This window comes from Candidatus Parcubacteria bacterium (assembly GCA_021414235.1).
Lineage (GTDB): Bacteria > Patescibacteriota > Minisyncoccia > Phycocordibacterales > JAKFXT01 > JAIOOV01.
Genome location: JAIOOV010000004.1, coordinates 239440 through 256368, shown reverse-complemented (window position 1 = coordinate 256368; position 16929 = coordinate 239440). Strand labels below are relative to the sequence as shown.

Annotated in this window: 19 protein-coding genes and 3 tRNA genes; 12 read left to right on the top strand and 10 right to left on the bottom strand. The window is 56.2% G+C overall.

What is annotated here, in order from left to right; all coding sequences use genetic code 11:
- Positions 1–83: 83 nt before the first annotated feature.
- From infB to K8Q93_02295, 5 genes are all read left to right on the top strand, one after another.
- Positions 84–1586, top strand: coding sequence for a translation initiation factor IF-2 (gene infB / locus K8Q93_02315; GenBank protein ID MCE9644049.1), 1503 nt, complete (start codon positions 84–86; stop codon positions 1584–1586).
- Position 1587: 1 nt separating this feature from the next.
- On the top strand, positions 1588–1911 hold the full coding sequence (locus tag K8Q93_02310; protein ID MCE9644048.1) for a ribosome-binding factor A: 324 nt from the start codon (positions 1588–1590) through the stop codon (positions 1909–1911).
- 18 nt (positions 1912–1929) lie between these two features.
- Positions 1930–2001: transfer RNA gene (locus K8Q93_02305), tRNA-Cys, on the top strand.
- Positions 2002–2062: 61 nt separating this feature from the next.
- Positions 2063–2145, top strand: a tRNA-Leu gene (locus K8Q93_02300).
- A 55-nt stretch (positions 2146–2200) separates the two neighbouring features.
- Positions 2201–2273: transfer RNA gene (locus tag K8Q93_02295), tRNA-Lys, on the top strand.
- Positions 2274–2367: 94 nt separating this feature from the next.
- On the opposite strand, the gene K8Q93_02290 is transcribed toward K8Q93_02295, so the two are convergent.
- The 9 genes from K8Q93_02290 to K8Q93_02250 form a co-directional block, all read right to left on the bottom strand.
- Entirely contained in the window at positions 2368–2634 is a 267-nt protein-coding gene (locus K8Q93_02290; GenBank protein MCE9644047.1) for a hypothetical protein, read from the bottom strand.
- Positions 2635–2652: 18 nt separating this feature from the next.
- On the bottom strand, positions 2653–3042 hold the full coding sequence (locus K8Q93_02285; protein MCE9644046.1) for a hypothetical protein: 390 nt from the start codon (positions 3040–3042) through the stop codon (positions 2653–2655).
- A gap of 89 nt (positions 3043–3131) precedes the next feature.
- Complete coding sequence (locus K8Q93_02280) at positions 3132–3518, bottom strand: hypothetical protein (GenBank protein ID MCE9644045.1); 387 nt, start codon at positions 3516–3518, stop codon at positions 3132–3134.
- Positions 3518–3913 (bottom strand): hypothetical protein, encoded by a 396-nt coding sequence (locus K8Q93_02275; protein ID MCE9644044.1) that lies wholly within the window; start codon positions 3911–3913, stop codon positions 3518–3520. The genes K8Q93_02280 and K8Q93_02275 overlap by 1 nt, the downstream gene beginning before the upstream one ends.
- A 32-nt stretch (positions 3914–3945) precedes the next feature.
- Positions 3946–5259: an extracellular solute-binding protein gene (locus tag K8Q93_02270; GenBank protein ID MCE9644043.1), complete on the bottom strand. Its 1314-nt coding sequence runs from the start codon at positions 5257–5259 to the stop codon at positions 3946–3948.
- Positions 5256–5783, bottom strand: coding sequence for a class I SAM-dependent methyltransferase (locus tag K8Q93_02265; GenBank protein ID MCE9644042.1), 528 nt, complete (start codon positions 5781–5783; stop codon positions 5256–5258). Before K8Q93_02265 ends, K8Q93_02270 begins: the two co-directional genes overlap by 4 nt.
- Positions 5784–5837: 54 nt before the next feature.
- On the bottom strand, positions 5838–8297 hold the full coding sequence (gyrA, locus tag K8Q93_02260; protein MCE9644041.1) for a DNA gyrase subunit A: 2460 nt from the start codon (positions 8295–8297) through the stop codon (positions 5838–5840).
- Positions 8298–8360: 63 nt separating this feature from the next.
- A complete protein-coding gene (locus K8Q93_02255) occupies positions 8361–8675 on the bottom strand; it encodes a hypothetical protein (GenBank protein ID MCE9644040.1) in 315 nt (104 codons plus the stop codon).
- A gap of 16 nt (positions 8676–8691) precedes the next feature.
- Positions 8692–9333, bottom strand: coding sequence for an MBL fold metallo-hydrolase (locus K8Q93_02250; GenBank protein MCE9644039.1), 642 nt, complete (start codon positions 9331–9333; stop codon positions 8692–8694).
- A gap of 163 nt (positions 9334–9496) precedes the next feature.
- On the opposite strand from K8Q93_02250, the gene K8Q93_02245 reads away from it, so the two are divergent.
- Complete coding sequence (locus tag K8Q93_02245) at positions 9497–9970, top strand: hypothetical protein (protein MCE9644038.1); 474 nt, start codon at positions 9497–9499, stop codon at positions 9968–9970.
- 1354 nt (positions 9971–11324) lie between these two features.
- Positions 11325–12452, top strand: a complete 1128-nt coding sequence (locus K8Q93_02240) for a S1 RNA-binding domain-containing protein (GenBank protein MCE9644037.1) — start codon at positions 11325–11327, stop codon at positions 12450–12452.
- 52 nt (positions 12453–12504) lie between these two features.
- Here K8Q93_02240 and pth read toward each other — a convergent pair whose 3' ends face one another.
- On the bottom strand, positions 12505–13098 hold the full coding sequence (gene pth, locus K8Q93_02235) for an aminoacyl-tRNA hydrolase (protein ID MCE9644036.1): 594 nt from the start codon (positions 13096–13098) through the stop codon (positions 12505–12507).
- Between the two features lie 79 nt (positions 13099–13177).
- Between pth and lepB the strand changes: the two genes are divergently transcribed.
- The 5 genes from lepB to K8Q93_02210 are packed head-to-tail and all read left to right on the top strand — an operon-like array spanning position 13178 to position 16846.
- Entirely contained in the window at positions 13178–13729 is a 552-nt protein-coding gene (lepB, locus tag K8Q93_02230) for a signal peptidase I (protein ID MCE9644035.1), read from the top strand.
- Positions 13730–13731: 2 nt separating this feature from the next.
- Positions 13732–14934 (top strand): ATP phosphoribosyltransferase regulatory subunit, encoded by a 1203-nt coding sequence (locus K8Q93_02225; GenBank protein MCE9644034.1) that lies wholly within the window; start codon positions 13732–13734, stop codon positions 14932–14934.
- 47 nt (positions 14935–14981) lie between these two features.
- Positions 14982–15230, top strand: coding sequence for a hypothetical protein (locus K8Q93_02220; GenBank protein MCE9644033.1), 249 nt, complete (start codon positions 14982–14984; stop codon positions 15228–15230).
- 8 nt (positions 15231–15238) lie between these two features.
- On the top strand, positions 15239–15622 hold the full coding sequence (gene ybeY / locus K8Q93_02215; protein MCE9644032.1) for an rRNA maturation RNase YbeY: 384 nt from the start codon (positions 15239–15241) through the stop codon (positions 15620–15622).
- A gap of 36 nt (positions 15623–15658) precedes the next feature.
- Positions 15659–16846 carry a hypothetical protein gene (locus K8Q93_02210; protein MCE9644031.1) on the top strand — a complete coding sequence of 396 codons (1188 nt, stop codon included), beginning with the start codon at positions 15659–15661 and terminating at the stop codon, positions 16844–16846.
- Positions 16847–16929: the final 83 nt, after the last annotated feature.

The window sequence follows — 16929 nt, the reverse complement described above, 5'->3', positions numbered from 1 at the left end:
TCCGCCTTTTTGCAAAATGGCTGATTTTAAGTATAATTTGCGCCTATAACGCCGGAACCCCTCCCCGGCACCTCCCACTTATCATGTCTACCCTCCCAGCCCAGCCTACCGCGCGTCCCCCCATCGTCGTGGTGATGGGCCATATCGACCATGGCAAGTCAACACTGCTCGACTACATCCGAAAATCAAACGTGGTCGCAGGAGAGGCCGGCGGCATCACCCAGCACCTCTCTGCCTACGAAGTGCTCCACAAAGGCGAGAACGGCGCTGACCGCCGCATCACCTTCCTCGACACCCCAGGGCACGCAGCCTTCCAAGCTATGCGCATCCGCGGCGCACGCGTCGCCGACGTAGCCATCCTGGTAGTCTCTGCAGAAGACGGCGTAAAGCCGCAGACGCTTGAAGCGCTCCGCGCCATCAAGGAAGCCGGTATCCCCTACGTCGTAGCGATCAACAAGATCGACAAACCTGGAGCGAACGTGGAGAAGACCAAGCAGAACCTGGCTGAGCAGGAGATCTACATCGAAGGCTACGGCGGCGATATCCCCTGGGCAGCAATCTCGGCCAAGACCGGAGAGGGCGTACCGAACCTGCTCGACCTCATCCTCCTCACTGCCGACCTCGCAGGCCTCACCTCTGACCTCTCGCTCCCTGCAGAGGGCATCGTGGCGGAAGCCCACATGGACAAGCGCCGCGGCATCACCGCCACCCTCATACTTACTAATGGCACCTTGAAGAAAGGTACCTTCCTCGCCGCAGGCGAGAGCATCACCCCGGTGCGCAACATAGAAGACTTCAAAGGGAGCGCGATCGAGAGCGCTACCCCTTCACTTCCCGTAGTCATCACCGGCTGGAGCAGCGTGCCTGCAGTAGGCCTTCGTTTCGGCTCTTTCGGAAGCAAGAAGGAAGCGGAAGCCTTTGCGGAAGATGAGCGCGCCAAGACCACCCGCGGACGCGCACCCTCCGAGAGCTACACTCCCGAGACCGCAGTGATTCCTGTGGTCATTAAGACTGACGTACTCGGAAGCGCCGAGGCAGTAGCTCATGAGCTCAAGAAGCTCGAGACGGAATTCGTAAAGGTGAAGATACTCCAGCAGTCCGTAGGCACCATCACCGAGAACGACGTAAAGCTCGGAAGCGGCACCCCAGGCGCTATTGTCATTGGCTTCAACGTGGACGCTGATGCGAGAGCAAGAGAGATAGCAGAGCGCCTCAACATCACCATCGTCTCCTACGACATCATCTACGCGCTCGCAGAGTGGTTCGCCACCATCGTGATCGAACGCACCCCCAAGGTGACCTCCGAAGAAATCACCGGCACCCTGCGCATCCTCAAGGTCTTCAGCCAGAACAGAGACCGTCAGGTGGTGGGCGGCCGCATCGAATCAGGCACGCTCCACAATCGCGAGGAATTCCGCATTATCCGCCGTGACGCGCTTGTAGGAAGTGGCACGATCGAAGAACTCCAGCAGTTGAAGGCCAAAGTCGCCGAGGTGACGGAGGGAGAGTGCGGCCTCCTGGTAGAAGCCAAGATCTCTATCGCCGCCGGAGACAAGCTCGAGTGTTTCCGCTTCGTCACCAAGTAATATGGAAGACCGCACTGAGAGAATGCTCGAGATGATCCGCCAGAGGGCGGCAGAGTTCGTCTCCCTCAATTCGAACCGCACGTCACTCATCACAGTGACCCGTGTCACCGCAAGCCAAGACAAGAAGCGCGTGACCGTACTCTTTACCGTGCTTCCAGAAGACAAGGAGGAAGAGGCGCTTAATTTCTTCAAGCGCCAGCGCGCAGAGCTGCGCGAATTCCTCGGTAAAAACTTACGCGTCTACCCCATCCCCTTCGTGGATGTGGAGGTGGATCGCGGTGAGAAGAACCGCCAACGTATCGACGAAATATCCGGAGGGATATAGGATTCAGGAGAAAGGTAAGGCGTAGTAGCCAAGTGGTAAGGCGAGAGTCTGCAAAACTCTTATACGGCGGTTCGATTCCGCCCTACGCCTCTAGCAAAAATCGCCCGGATTTTTGCTCGCTCAAAAGAGCGGGTTAGATAGAGCAGTTTGCGGGCCGGTGGCGGAATGGTATACGCGCAACACTTAAAATGTTGTCCGCATTAGCGGATGTGGGTTCGACCCCCACCCGGCCTACTAGTCAGAAGGTATTCCCTGAAAGCGAATAATCTGGTAATTTAACGGAGTTCATCCGCCCATAGCTCAGTTGGTAGAGCAGTTGCCTCTTAAGCAATTGGTCGAAGGTTCGAGTCCTTCTGGGCGGACACGAGAAGGTGCTAGTAAATACGCCGAAGGAGAGTTTAGCAAAAAGCGCCCGCAGCAAGCGGGCGCTTTTTGCTTCTATTCGCTTCTCGACCCTTACCTCAGCGAATTCACCGTCGATTTTACGATGTTGAAGATCGCCCCAGCAGAGACCATCAGAAGCAAGCCGATGAGCCCATAGAACATATGCTGAAGCCCTTTCGAACGCGCGCCGCTATCCTCAGGATTCCGCACGAACTGGAAGATGCCGTAAACGAAGTACAAGAAGGCCGCGGCGAACATCAATAGGAGAAGCGGGTTAATGATCGCCGTAGCGAACTTCCCTATTAAGCTATTGATCGCTGTAGTTTGAGAGCCTGACACAGAATAGACCAGGAGAAACTAACAGTTACCGCCTGCACAACCGCCACCGGTGGTAGGAAGAGTAGGAGTAGGGATACTGCCGCCAAGACCGATACCGAGAACGTTAGCGGCAAGCCTGATGATTCCGTAGACTGCGAACATAACGAAGAGCACGATGAGGCCGTACTTCATCACATCCTGAGCCTTCTCTTTCTTACCCTCATCGCCGCCGGAGAAGAGATACATGCCGATACCGATCATGAACCCGAGGACCGCACCTGCGAAGACGAGCGGGAAGAGCGCAGTGATAAGACCGTTGACTGCAGTAATTATGCTCCGGAAATAGGTGTCACTGACCTGCTGAGCGGACGCTACGAACGGAAGCACCGCTACGCTGATCGCCCCTGCTCGCATGAGAATTTTCTTCATAAACTAAAAGTATAGGTAATGTATCTGTTACCCCACTATTATAGGAGATAAGGCCTATTTAACAACTTCCCTGTGGATAAGTGAGTGATTTAGCAGGTCACAGAGGACGAACCAGGATCCACGTGACAAGGGTCCCCACCTCCCAAAAGAGACGTCCCGAAGAGCGTTGCCGAAGCAATGCTCAAGATGCCCCACATGCCAAAGAGGACGAGAAGACCGAGGAGGCTCCAGCCGATACTGCGTATAGCCTCTCCATGCTCCTTACTATCCCCTGCCGTCCACACGTAGCGCATCAGGTTATAGAGGAAGACGAGCATGGTCAGGCTGATGAGGATAGAAGCGATGGGATTGATATAGCCCACAATCACCCTTACCAGGCCAGCGAAGGTTTGGCCAGAATAGCCGCTCCGCTGCTGAGCAAACGCCAAGAGAGGAAAGGACGATAGCGTAAGCGCGATAATTGAAAATTTCTTCATTATCTAAGCGAATTTAAAGTGTTCTGAAGGATGGCTCCGATAAGCTGAGCGCCGAGGATGATAGCAAGGCCTATGACCACGTAGAGGAAGTCAGTCTTGGCCCGACTGATCTTGTCTTCATTGCCACCCGCCGTCGCGAAGAAGAAGCCGGTGCGCACCAAGAAGAAGATAGCGAACGGCAGCACCAAAATAGTGATGACATTCATGATGAGCCCTAAAAGATCCTGGATGTTGTTGGCATTGATCGGATTCCTCAGGATACCGCTTCCGCCGGTGACAGGACTGGGGTTGTCTACGGCGCCCTCCGCCCTGAGAAGATACGGAGCCGAAAGCAAGGCGAGGAGGGTGTAGGCGTAAGAGCAGGAAGCCGCGTGCTTAATCGAGGAGAGATTCATCGTAGTGCTTGGGTATCAGTATACACCAGCTGTTAACGCGGATTAAAGCGATTCAAAAGCTCCTGCAGCTCCTCATGAGCCCTCCCTACCGCCTCCCCGATGCGGGCACGGCCAGAAGTGACGGATTCGATCATCCGACGGAAGACATCATCGGAACCCTCAGCATCCAGATCAAGCCAAGAGTAGGACTGGAGCGCCGCTCGATAGAAGACGAAGAGATACGAATCAGAAGGAGTAGCCCCCAAGAGATCGCGACGTACCGGGGAGAAACCGATCAGATTGGCGAATTCCTGCGCCAAAGCAGGCTCAGCAAGCCTTTGCGCCGCCAAGAGCGCATACGCCTGGTTCATACTTGCGCGAGGAACGGCTAAAGAATAGAAGCGTCCGTAGGTAGCGACCCGTGCGCCATCACGCACCTGAGGCAAAGAAGTCACATCGAAATCAAGGTTAGGATTCTTGGCGCGGATAGCGGAGAGTTCACTCGCAAAACCTATATAAAGCCCCAGCTTCCCCGCCGCAAACATATCCTGAGAAGCCTGCAGCCCGCGATTCCAGGAATAGATAGTCTTGGAGGGATTGGAGAAATCAGTATAGAAGCGCACGGCGGATTCGACTGGAGAAAGCTCTTCCGCGGTCTGGAGCCGCAAGAGAGAAGTGTAGCGTCCGCTGCTATCCTTCCCGACTATCGCATTCCCTCCCTGGAGGATGAGTGCGGAGAGGATGCTTTTGGCGTCCGTCACGTTGCCATACTCACCGAAGGCGACCAGACTTCGGATGATATTCCCCTGCTTATCCTTCTGGCTCACCAGAGGAGCCAAGGTGAAGAGCTCATCCCAGTAGCGGGGAGGATTGGCGACTCCAGCATTCGTGAGGAGAGTCCGGTTCCAGTAGAGGACCAGAGGATCTACCAGCATCGGCTGAGCTATAGTGCCCGCAGGTGAAAGGAAGATCTCCGCCCCTCCGACAAAGGTATCCTTGAAATCGCGCTCGGAGAGATTTTCGTACGGAAGTACTGCCAGTTTACCCTGCTGTCTCAATATCAGATCCTGTGAAGCAAGGATGAGATCAGGCCCCCTGCCGCTCGCGAGAGCATCCACCAGATCAGACTCTATGGACTCAGAACGCTTCTCCACATATGAGAGCTTGAGCCCAGACCCCTGGAGCCCTGCGGAATTCATGAGCAAGGATTCCATCTTCTCCTGCGGCACAGTACCCCAGAGCGTCATAGGAGGAAGATTTTGAGCAGAATTCCCGCCTCGATAAGTAGCGAAGGCGGCTACGCCACCAACGATACCGAGGAGACAGAGGATGAGAACTACGATCTGGAAAGAGGTAAGAGATTTCATGATTTTTGAAATACGAGCGCGTAATGATGATCCCCGGCGCGAGACTCTGTGCGGAAGGTGAAGCCGTTCCCCTCAAAGAGCGCGCGGGCGGCAGCTTTACCAAAGAGATGTCCTTTCTGGGGGCCCAAGCCCCCGCTCTCAGACCAATCGATGACGAGTACTCGGCCCTTAGGGACCAAGATGCGACGGACCTCTCTAAGCGCCTCCTCCTTGTCTTCCATCTGGAAGAGCACGTTTGAGAAGATAGCCGCATCCACACTCTGGTCATTGAGACCGCTCCCGCCCAGCACCTCTGCGTTCGCCCAGACGATATGAATGGAGTGCTTCCCGCGGCGCTCCGCTTCGCGCTTAAGCTTGCCCAAGAGCTCCTTCTGAACGTCGATTGCGTAAATGACTCCGGAATCCCCCACCGCCTCCGCAGCGGCGAGAGCGTAGGCACCGGAGCCGGCGCCCACGTCCGCCACCTTCATTCCCGAGGAGAGTCCGAGCGGAGAGAGCGTCATCCGCGGATCAAGAAACGCCATGAGGTAAGTATACCGTGTACCGAAGACGCGCTGGGAAAAGTTTTCAACAAAGGCCTACAAGCAGACCAACGAAGCGAGACTATCCCCCTCGCGGAGCTTCATCACCCGCACACCCTGAGTGGAGCGGCCGAGACGCGGAATCTCTTTTATATCCACCCTGATCACCTGGCTCTGTTTGGAAATGGAGATGAGCTCTGATTCTTCATCGAAAATGACTGCGCCCGTCATGATATCCCCTGTCTTTGCAGTGACGTTGGCCGTCTTGATACCAGAGCCGCCACGACCCTGGATCTTGTACTCGGAGAGCGGCGTGCGCTTGCCGTAGCCATTGGCGGACATGACGAGGAGCGAAGGTTCCTTGTATTCCTTCTTGACCACATCCGCGGCGACGAGTGCATCGCCCTTACCAAGCTTGATAGCGCGCACGCCCTGCGCATTCCTGCCCATCTCGCGGATGTCCGCCTCCTTGAAGCGGATGGATTGGCCCTTACGCGTGCCCAGGATCACCGAGTCGCCCTTCCCCACGAGGAATGCAGAGACGAGCACATCGCCCGGCTCGAGCTTAATGGCGATGATGCCGCTACGGCGGACATCGAAGAAGCCCTTGACCGCCGTCTTCTTGCCAGTGCCATCACGCGTGACCATCATGAGCGAGAGATCGTCCCCTGCAGCTTTCTTGACCTCCTTAGTCATCGGAAGCACCGAGGTGATCTTCTCATCTGCCGAGAGCGGCAGGAAGTTCATGATGGATTTGCCGCGGGTAGCCCTGCGTCCTTCCGGTATCTCGTACATCTTGATCTGATACGCCTTGCCCTTGTCCGAGAAGAACAGGAGATCGCTGTGGGTATTGGTGGTAATGAACTGAGTGATGAAATCCTCTTCCTTGGTATCGAGATCCACCACGCCCACGCCGCCGCGGCGCTGCTTCTTGTACTCCTCCGGATTAGTACGCTTCACGTAGCCGCCTGCGGTATACACCAGCACGCTGTCCTCGTCCGCGACAAGGTCTTCTGCAGAGAACGCCTTGGCTCCGCCTGCCACGATGCGAGTACGGCGCTCGTCCCCATATTTCTCTGCGATCTCAGCGAGCTCTTTCTTGATGAGGGCCAGGATCTTCTTGGGGTGTGCTAAGAGATCCTCAAGATATGCGATGAGTGCCTGTACCTCTTTGAGCTCATCCTCGATCTTCTTGCGCTCGAGGCCAGCGAGCTTCTGCAAGCGCATTTCCAAGATGGCCGTGGCCTGGAGTGTAGAGAACTTAAACTCCTTCATCAGGTTCGCATGCGCGGTCGGGGTGTCCTTGGAAGCACGGATGAGCTTGATGACCGCGTCGATATGGTCGAGCGCCTTCTTGAGTCCGAGGAGGATGTGCTCACGCGCTTCAGCCTGCTTAAGGTCGAATGCGGAGCGTCGGCGTACCACCTCACCGCGATGGACGATGAATTCGTCGAGGACTGCCTTGAGCGAGAGCGTCTGAGGGACGCCGCCGACCAGCGCCACCATGTTGTAATGAAAAGTCTCTTCGAGCTGAGTGTGCTTGTAGAGGAAATTGAGGACGCGCTGCGGCTCAACGCCCGTCTTTAAGTCGATGACGATGCGCGTATCGCGCGTAGAGAGATCGTTGATGGCGCGGATACCCTCGAGCTTCTTCTCACGCACCAGGTCGGCAATGGAGATGATAAGCTCGGACTTGTTCACGCGGAACGGGATCGAGGTGATGATTATCTGGAACTGCCCACCCTTGTTCTCAGTAATCTCGGCCTCGCCGCGCACCACCACTCCTCCCTTGCCGTTCGCATAGGCGTGACGGATGTCATCCTTGTTGTAGGCGATGCCTGCCGTCGGAAAATCCGGCCCCTTCACGAACTGAAGGAGGTCTTCAGTAGTAGCCTCCGGATTCTCAATGAGATAGACGGTGGCATCCACTACTTCGCGCAGATTGTGCGGCGGGATGTTGGAGGCCATACCCACGGCGATGCCGAGGGTTCCATTGAGAAGCAGATTCGGTACGGCTGCCGGGAAGACTACCGGCTCCTTACGAGTACTGTCGTAGTTGAGGCGGAATTCCACTGTCTCTTTCTCAAGATCGCGGATGAGCTCTGCCGAGAGCTTGGCCATCTTGGCCTCGGTATAACGCATGGCGGCCGGAGCGTCGCCGTCTACCGAACCGAAGTTACCCTGGCCGAAGACGAGCGGGTAGCGATAGCTGAAATCCTGCGCCATCTTGGCCATAGCGTCATAGATGGAGGCGTCGCCATGCGGATGGAATTTTCCCATCACGTCACCCACAACCGCTGCGGATTTACGGAACTTGGCAGAGGTGGTGAGTCCCATCTCATGCATAGTGAAGAGGATGCGGCGATGCACCGGCTTCAGTCCATCGCGCGCATCCGGGAGGGCGCGCTGAGTGATGACCGACATGGCGTAATCGAGGTACGACTCCCGCATCTCGGTAGTGATGTTGCGAGGCAGAATGCCGCGCTCCTCAAGCTGTTCCTCCTTCTTTTCCGCCATAATTAGTTAGTATTCTAGCATGAAAGTCTTTGGAAAGACAGTACAAAATGCCCTAAAAACCCCTTAGCGCAGGCCGTTTTCAGCACTACTGGAGGACGGAGCGTAATCGATTGAGCCGACTGAACCCACCGACTCTTTGAAGCTACTCCAGGCTTCACGTAACCCACCGAAGAGAGTACCAAAAGGGGTGTCAGTCTCGACACTCGTCTGGTTCTCAGTTACCGGCGATACCGTAGTTCCCGCGAGCCTTGCAGCGAGGAACGTCGCCCAGATGAGGCCGATGAAGAGAGTGACACCGAAAGCGATGCCGAGCGCCCATTGCTTACGCTCTCTCACCGACTTCTCTCTCAAGCGCTCTATAAAATCGAGTACGCTCACAATTCAATGATTAAAACTATTCCGAGACACTGGCGAGCACCACCACATCCCCTTCTTTCCCTTCCAAGTCTTTCTTCTTCAGCGTGAGCTTGTCCGCAGGCTCTGTCTTCTCCGCGCCGATCTCCTTGAGGAAGGTCTTAAGCGATGCCTCTGCGGAAGCTCCTTTGCCGTAGTGCATCGGAATGATGAGGCGCGGCTCAAGAGAGACTGCGAATTTGGCTGCCTCCACCGAGGTAAGTACGTCATCTCCGCCAATGGGCACGAAGAGAATGTCGATATCCCCAAGTGCGCTTTTGGTCTCGGCCGCTACATCTTTGCTACCGAGCGCACCCAAAAAGCAGAGGTTCATACCCTCGAGAGAGACTGTATATATAGTGTTGTACTTCTTGCTACCACCCGCCTGAGAGAGGAAGCCTTTTATAAAGACATCCTTCACCTCATATTCGCCAGGACCCGTGATAGCAAACGGCTCGCGCTCACCAAAGGAGACCTGCTCCACACCATTCATGTCCTCATCGTTCGCACAGGTGATGAGGGCGATATCCGCACCAAAGCGCGAAGCCTTCAGCTTGGAGTCCTTGGAGATAGGATTAGTGGCAAGGGTGAGATTGCCGAACTGGATCTTGAAAAATTCGTGTCCGAAGTAGGTGATGACCATGCGAGGAGTATAGCAGAATGCCCGAAACGAAGGAAAAACTTGACTACATCTATATATCATTGGACGGTATTTACTTTTTTTAAAAGAATGGTACGCTCTCCGATAACCATCCACCTGGAGATTTCTAGGACGAGGATGGGATGCACATCGACAGAGAGGTAACATGGGTACCAAGTTTCTCTCGCTCTTCGCGGCCGGCCTGCTGCTGGCCGCGAGTGCTCCGAGCGTCGCCGCACCTTTCCCGGACAACCCAGCGACCAAGCCCAGCTTGGCTTCCGGGGTGGATCCCAAAGACGGCGGCCAGATCGGCCTGCACACCAAGATCGACAGCATGACCGGCCTCACCGGCGACGGGCGGGGGTCCGTCCATCCGACCGCGGAGGTGACCTTCGTCGAGCTGAACTCCCCCTTCTCGTCGCTCGACATCGGCGCCATCATCAGCCTCAAGCGGCTGACGACCGCGACCGACCAGGCGCTCATGACCTCGATCAACCACGGCGTCGGCACGACGGGCACCACCCGTGCGCCGGCCGTCGACCACTACACCTTCGCCGAGCCCACGTCGACCATGATCAAGGAGCGCGGCACCATCCGCGCCCCCTCGGTCGGCACCGCCGCGATGCCGATGGCGGCCTGATCGGCGTGGGCGGCGGAAGAACTCCTTAAGGGAGACCTTCAAAACTTCCGCCGCCCGGCGATTCCTAGCAGTCCATGCCCCGCAGGGGAACTTGTGCTGCTATAGCTTGTGGACGAAGGAGGGGACCCCATGTCTCCATCCTGAGTCCGCCAGGACGTGGCTCGCGGCAGTCGGATAGGCCTTCGGGTCCTCAGGCTGCTGCGGCCACCTCTTGGCCCTCTTTGTTCTTCGTTCATTCTGTTTGCCCGCTCCGACCATTTTGGCCGGGGTTTTTGTTTTTAAAGCCTGGAGGAGAAATGGTATTTGCATTATTTCCCCTTTAACCACAGAATCCTGGCAGGGTCCGTTCTCTGCCATCCCGCTTTCCATCGTCAGGTCTTGCCCCGCCGCCACGGGTGCACAAGGCTATCCCTCCCCTCGATCATGCCGGTCGAGCGGATGACGGTAATGGCAGGCACGCAGAGAGCGGACCCGCTCTTTCTAAAAAGATACTGTAGCCGAGTTTCAGCGACCCCAAGGGACCCCGCGATGCCGTAGTGCACCGGGGTCTTTCACTTTTTTTAGTGTGGATAGAAAATACTTCCATACTTGCAGAGTTTTACACTGGTGCTAGGCTTATAGACGATCCACGTTCTTTGTCCTTCGGGACGCCACGGAGACCCTGCGCAACAGACTCCGTCGAAAGGACGTGCTGGTCACCCAGAAACCAAGGGAGTGTCTCATGCCCCGTCTCCACTCGGCCCACACCGGGCCGCCGTCGTCGCACAACCAGATGCCCGGCCTCGTGCTTCAGGCCTCGGACATGTCGACCACCACCGGCGCCAAGAACGATCGGCGCGCCCGCTCCCGTCATCCGATCAGCGTCGGCGCCACCCGTGCCAGTCAGGGCATCACCCTGAACCATCTGGCGACCGGCGCCGCGCGCTAAGCGCAACGACCAAGCTGGATCCCCGCCGCGAGGGCGGCGGGGATCTCCCTACTCTTTCAGACTCACCTTCACGAGTCCGAAAGGGTATTTTTAATTCCAGAGAATTAACTTGACATTGATTTTTACAAATAGTGAGATTACAAAGGAGGTAACTTTTAGGGAGGTTCGATGCACGCTCTCAAGAAGATGAACTAGCCTTGGAGGCTGAGCATCAGCAGATGGCAATCAGCCCCATCCGTCCCGACGCGCAAAACCTTTTGGAATATTCCAAGGGTGGAGCGCGTCGGGACTGATCTTTTTTGTCGCCCTTCACAAAACCCCCAAAATACGTATACTCCCCGTATTCCATTACTAGCCGCTGTGGAAGTAAACCTGAGGGCTCCCGACACGACCGACGCCCTCGGCCTCCACTTCAGGAAAACCTATATGGATAATGAAATGAACGGCAAGAATGCCGAACTCGAAGCAGAGGAGAGCGGGGTGAAGGTCAGGAAAGCAGGTCCGATGGACAAGATCTTGGAGGAGACTGCTACTCCCCCTTCCGTCGGCGACATCGTAGAGGGTCCCGTCATCGCGATTGAAAAGTCTGCGGTGTATATCGACTTGCCCCCCTTCGGCACCGGTATCATCTACGGCCGCGAATATTTGAACGCACGTGACATCCTCCGCCGCGTGAACATCGGTGACAACATCGCCGCCAAGGTGGTGGATGCTGGCAACGAAGACGGCTACATCGAGCTCTCCCTCAAGGAAGCCCGTCAGGCCCTCATCTGGAGCGAAGCGGAAGACATCATCAAGGAAAAGCGTCTCCTTGAACTCAAGGTGGTAGACGCCAACAAGGGCGGACTCATCCTCGAGTGGCAGGGCATCCAGGGCTTCCTCCCTGCTTCCCAGCTCAAGAGCGAGCACTATCCCCGTGTTGAGGACGGCGACAAGGACAAGATCTATGATGAGTTGAAGAAACTTGTCGGTACTTCCCTCTCTGTCACCATCATCGGCTCCACTCCTAAGGAAGGTAAGCTCATCTTCTCCGAGAAGAGCCCGTCTCAAAAGGAGAAGCAGGAGATCATCAGTAAGTATGAAGTCGGCGACACCGTAGAGGGTACCGTCACTGGCACCGTAGACTTCGGCGTGTTCGTGAAGCTCGAGGAAGGCCTCGAGGGACTCGTGCACATCTCTGAGATCGACTGGGGCCTCGTAGAAGACCCTCGCGCGCACTTCAAGGTGGGCGACAAGGTCAAAGTGAAGGTCATCGACGTTAAGGACAGCAAGATCTCCCTCTCGGTGAAGGCGCTCAAAGCCAACCCGTGGAAGGAAGCCGGCGAGAAGTACAAGAAGGATGACACCGTAGAAGGCGTCATCATTAAGTACAACAAGCACGGTGCACTCGCCTCGATTGAGGAAGGTGTTGCAGGTCTCGTGCATGTCTCGGAGTTTGGAAGTGATGAGAAACTCAAGAGCTCTCTCGAACTCGGCAAGAACTACTCCTTCAAGATCACCTTCTTCGAACCCAAGGAACAGAAGATGACGCTGTCGTTCGTGGCGAAGAAATAAAGATTCCTAATGTAACAAACAAAAAGCCCCGCCTACCGGCGGGGCTTTTTGTTTACTGATTAAACTTCCCCGTCGCCAGCTCCCTTCCTTCAGATATAAAAGTCTCCACCGCGTCCCCTACGGTCTTTGCGACTTTCGTAAGCTCATCGTTCTCCTTCTTGGAGAACTTTCCCAGTATGAAATCGACTACCTCCTGCTCACCATGAGGTTTCTTGAGCTTGCCGCCTGCAGTCGCAGGAGAAACTCCGATGCGAATGCGCAGAAAATCTTTGCTCTTCAGAGCTTTAATGACGGAATCTAGCCCATTGTGCCCGCCTGCGCTGCGGCCATAGGAGAGTTTGATACGGCCGAAGGGTAGATCGAGTTCGTCGTAGATGACCACGAGACGCTCCAGATCCTTTGGAGTCTTTATGTAGGGCTTCACGGAGCGGCCAGAGTTGTTCATGAACTCTCCTGGCGTGAGTAGTGTCACTTTCTTCTCCGCAATCTCGCCAGAGCGCTCCATTCCTTTCGCTTTAGTACTCTCTTTCCCTTCTTTGAATTTGAAACGTTCCGCAATCGCCGCACACATCATCTGTCCCGCGTTGTGCCGCGTGTTTTCATATTCTCTTCCAGGATTCCCGAGACCGACTATCAGATACGACATGGGGATAGTGTAGCAGAACACAAAGAAAAGCTCTCGCGCCTTGTAGACCATACACCGGCGTATTACAATTCTCCCACGTATGGAAACGAAACAGCCTTCGCTCCTTCAAGAAATGGCTCGTTTCGCTTTCCTGACTCTCGCGATCATCGTCCCCATCCGTCTCTTCGTCGCTGAACCCTTCATCGTCTCGGGTGCATCCATGGAGCCAACCTTCGATACCGGCGAATATCTGGTGGTAGACCGCCTCAGCTATCATTTCTCCGAGCCTGAGCGCGGCGACGTGATCATCTTCCGCTACCCCAAGGACCCTTCTAAGTATTTCATCAAGCGCATCGTGGGACTCCCTGGAGAGACCGTAGAGATCAGCCAAGGCGAAGTGACCATAAAGAACAGCGTGTATCCCAAAGGCTTCGCCCTCGACCAGTCCTACATCCGCTTCCCCCGCGAGGATGATGGGGAGATGACTTTGGGAGCAGAGGAATACTTCGTCATGGGTGACAATCGCGCCGCGAGCTCCGACTCACGTGCCTGGGGAGCGCTTCCGCGCGACAACATCATCGGACGCGCTTTCATACGCCTCTTCCCGCTTCCCAAGGCTGATCTCTTCCCAGGAGTGATCGAGACCAAGTGACCATGCCCAAAGCCTCTCCAGAGAATCTCCGTCGTTACGAAAAAGCCCGCGAAATCGCCCGTTACTACGGTTTCTCTCCGCTCTCCTCTCTTCTTGAAGGAGAGCTTAAGGGTAAGAAGCTTCATCTCGGCAAAGATGGCGTCCCTGGAGAAGCCAAGCGACAGAACATCCTGGAAGCCTACGTGAAGCACAACCTCGGCACCCTTCCCCAGCCCCTTCTCCTGTATCACAGCGAACCGCTCCCCAAGCAGCTCCCTCGGGAGAATTACGGGGGCAAGGAGGGCGTCTTCTTCTCTCTTGAGATCATCGGATCAAGCAAGAGTATCGCCGAAGCTATCCTCTTCAAGACCACCAGCATCATCCTGGAAGAACTCGGCTTCGAGAAGCTCTACGTGGAATTGAACAGCCTCGGGGATCGCGAATCCATCGCCCGCTTCTCCCGCGAATTCGGCAACTACTGCAACAAGCACCTCGCCGACATCCCCGCAGCCTGCAAAGCGCATCTCAAGAAGAAGGATATCTTCCGCACGCTTGAGTGCGTGAATGCGCACGAGAAGTGCAATATCCTCACGGAAGCAGCGCCGAAGCCCATGGGCTCCCTCTCCGAGACCAGCCGCACGCACTTCAGCGAAGTGCTCGAGTTCCTCGAGAGCATGCGCATGCCCTACGGCATCAACCACTGCCTGGTAGGCGGCAAGGATTTCTATACCAAGACCATCTTCGAGATACACACAGAAGAGCCGAATAGCCGCAAGATGAAGGGCAAGCTCCACTCCGCGCTCCTCGCCAAGGGCGGCCGCTATGACGACCTCGGCAAGAAATTCGGCTCCAAGAAGGATATCTATGCAGTGGGCATCTCGCTCTCCTTGGGAGGCCTCGGACTTGCGGAGCCGAAGAAGGACACGCAGCAGCTAAAGCCTCCTGCCGCCTATCTCATCCAGCTCGGCTTCGACGCCAAGCTCCAGAGCCTCGCCGCAATCGAGGTGCTCCGCCAAGCAAAGATTCCGGTCCTCCAGGCGCTCCCCAAGGACCGCATGTCCGCGCAGATCATGGTGGCTGAGAAGATGGCTATCCCCTATACCATCATCATCGGTCAGAAAGAAGCCCTGGAAGGCAGCGCCATCGTGCGCCATATGAAGACCCGCTCCCAGGAAACCATCCCCCTTTTACAGCTCCCCGCCTATCTCCGTCAGGGTCGCCGCTAGAGCCCCCGCGTTGCAGAGAAGGGGTGGAATATGGTAGGCTCCTCGCTATGATAAACGTCGAAGTAGTGCGCAATAGCAACGAGAACAGCCAGAGCATCATCCGCCGCTTCACCAAGCGCGTGCAGGGTGCTGGCATCCTCCCTCGTGTCCGTAGCATCCGCTACAGCGCGCGTCCGCTCACCAAGTTCATCCGCAAGAAGCGCACACTCAAGTCTCTCACCCGCAAGGCTAAGTACGAGAAGCTCGCCAAGCTCGGCAAGCTCCCTCCTGAGCCGGTACGCGGTCGCAAGCGCTAAACCGCCTGATGCGCGACAACGTCACTCTCGCTCGCAGCACTAAGGAAGCCGTACCCCGGCTTCCTTTTGCGTCTCTCAAAGAGGCAGTGCTCGGAAAGAGCTATCGCCTCTCCATCGCTTTCGTAAGCCCAGCTCGATCGCGCGCGCTCAACCGCATCTACCGCAGCAAAGACAAGCCGACCAACATCCTCTCCTTCTCTCTTTCGAAGAACGAAGGAGAACTGATCATCTGCCTCGCGAAAATCAAAAAGGAAACGAAGCTTTTCTCACGCACCTTTCCGAATCTTCTCGCCTTTCTTCTTATCCACGGACTTTTTCATTTGAAAGGACACGACCACGGTAGTACAATGGAGCGCAACGAGCAGCGGGTGCGTACACGCTTTAAGATCTAAAGACCGGATCCGATACCCGCGCGTTGCTTCAGCACAATGGCACGCGATATCCGAACCGGCATCGACATTGGCTCACACAACATAAAAGTGGTGGTGTGTGAGCGCACGAACGACAAAGACCTGCCCAAGATCCTCGCCACCGCCTGTGTCGAGTCCAAAGGCCTCCGCCACGGCTACATCGTAAGCGACGCCGAAGTGGCTGAGAGCGTACGACTAGCAGTAGCCGAAGCCGAGAAGCAGGCGCAGATTAAGATCAAAGAGGCCTTCCTCGCCGTGGGCGGAGTAGGCCTCGAATCGATTATAAGCTCGGGGAGCGCCGTGGTCTCCCGCGGGGATGCAGAGATCTCTGACCTCGACGTGGACAAGGCGCACGAAGCCGCGCGCCTGGCCATCCCCCAGAATGCCATCATCAATCGCCGCATCCTCCACCCCATCCCGCTCCACTACAAGACGGATGGACGCGACGTGCTCGGCAATCGTCCAGTAGGCCTCAAGGCCATGAAGGTGGAAGTGCGCATGCTCTTCGTCACCTATCTCGACAAGCATCTCCAGGACCTCATCCAGGCAGTAGAGAACGCGGGCGTCGAAGTAGTGGACGCGATGGCTGCACCCATCGCTGCTTCCCTCGTCTCACTCACCAAGACTCAGAAGATGGCCGGCTGCGTCCTTGCTAACATCGGCGCCGAGACCGTCTCCATCGTGGTCTACGAGAACGGAGCACCAGTTTCCCTCGAGGTCTTCCCCATCGGCTCTACTGATATCACCAACGACATCGCCCTGGGCCTCAAGGTTTCCCTCGAAGAGGCCGAGCGCATCAAACTCGGCGCCATCACCAATACTAATTTTTCCAAGAAACGTTTGGACGAGATCGTGGTGGCGCGTCTCTCCGATATTTTCGACCTCATCGAAGCCCATTTGAAAAAACTCGGCCGGAGCGGACTCCTCCCTGCTGGCATCATCATCACCGGCGGCGGCTCTGGTCTCTCGAGCATCGAGGACCTCGCCAAGGCTGCGCTCAAGCTCCCCTCCAAGGTAGCCCTCCTCACCGTCCCCCAGGGTGGCAAGCAGCAAGTGAAGGACGCTACCTGGTCGGTGGCCTACGGACTCTGCATCTGGGGCTTCAGCGGCGATTCCTCCCGCCCGCGCGAGAATGTGAACTTCGGCTCCATGGGCAAGCGCTTCTGGAAGTCCCTCGGCGAAGGCCTCAAGCCGTTCCTCCCCTAGAAGCCCGTAATTTACGTATTTCCTTGCAAACTCCCCGCAACCACAGGTCGCGGGGAGTTTTGCGCCCGTTACGACACACAAGG

Bases quoted from the DNA above. Each gene is read 5' to 3' on its own strand.
- K8Q93_02310 (MCE9644048.1), top strand. From the start codon at position 1,588: ATGGAAGACCGCACTGAGAGAATGCTCGAGATGATCCGCCAGAGGGCG.
- K8Q93_02250 (MCE9644039.1), bottom strand. From the start codon at position 9,333: ATGGTCATCACCTACTTCGGACACGAATTTTTCAAGATCCAGTTCGGC.
- ybeY (MCE9644032.1), top strand. From the start codon at position 15,239: ATGCGCGACAACGTCACTCTCGCTCGCAGCACTAAGGAAGCCGTACCC.
- K8Q93_02210 (MCE9644031.1), top strand. From the start codon at position 15,659: ATGGCACGCGATATCCGAACCGGCATCGACATTGGCTCACACAACATA.
- K8Q93_02285 (MCE9644046.1), bottom strand. From the start codon at position 3,042: ATGAAGAAAATTCTCATGCGAGCAGGGGCGATCAGCGTAGCGGTGCTT.
- K8Q93_02265 (MCE9644042.1), bottom strand. From the start codon at position 5,783: ATGGCGTTTCTTGATCCGCGGATGACGCTCTCTCCGCTCGGACTCTCC.
- K8Q93_02245 (MCE9644038.1), top strand. From the start codon at position 9,497: ATGGGTACCAAGTTTCTCTCGCTCTTCGCGGCCGGCCTGCTGCTGGCC.
- K8Q93_02270 (MCE9644043.1), bottom strand. From the start codon at position 5,259: ATGAAATCTCTTACCTCTTTCCAGATCGTAGTTCTCATCCTCTGTCTC.
- K8Q93_02280 (MCE9644045.1), bottom strand. From the start codon at position 3,518: ATGAAGAAATTTTCAATTATCGCGCTTACGCTATCGTCCTTTCCTCTC.
- K8Q93_02220 (MCE9644033.1), top strand. From the start codon at position 14,982: ATGATAAACGTCGAAGTAGTGCGCAATAGCAACGAGAACAGCCAGAGC.
- infB (MCE9644049.1), top strand. From the start codon at position 84: ATGTCTACCCTCCCAGCCCAGCCTACCGCGCGTCCCCCCATCGTCGTG.
- K8Q93_02240 (MCE9644037.1), top strand. From the start codon at position 11,325: ATGGATAATGAAATGAACGGCAAGAATGCCGAACTCGAAGCAGAGGAG.
- pth (MCE9644036.1), bottom strand. From the start codon at position 13,098: ATGTCGTATCTGATAGTCGGTCTCGGGAATCCTGGAAGAGAATATGAA.
- K8Q93_02225 (MCE9644034.1), top strand. From the start codon at position 13,732: ATGCCCAAAGCCTCTCCAGAGAATCTCCGTCGTTACGAAAAAGCCCGC.
- gyrA (MCE9644041.1), bottom strand. From the start codon at position 8,297: ATGGCGGAAAAGAAGGAGGAACAGCTTGAGGAGCGCGGCATTCTGCCT.
- K8Q93_02275 (MCE9644044.1), bottom strand. From the start codon at position 3,913: ATGAATCTCTCCTCGATTAAGCACGCGGCTTCCTGCTCTTACGCCTAC.
- lepB (MCE9644035.1), top strand. From the start codon at position 13,178: ATGGAAACGAAACAGCCTTCGCTCCTTCAAGAAATGGCTCGTTTCGCT.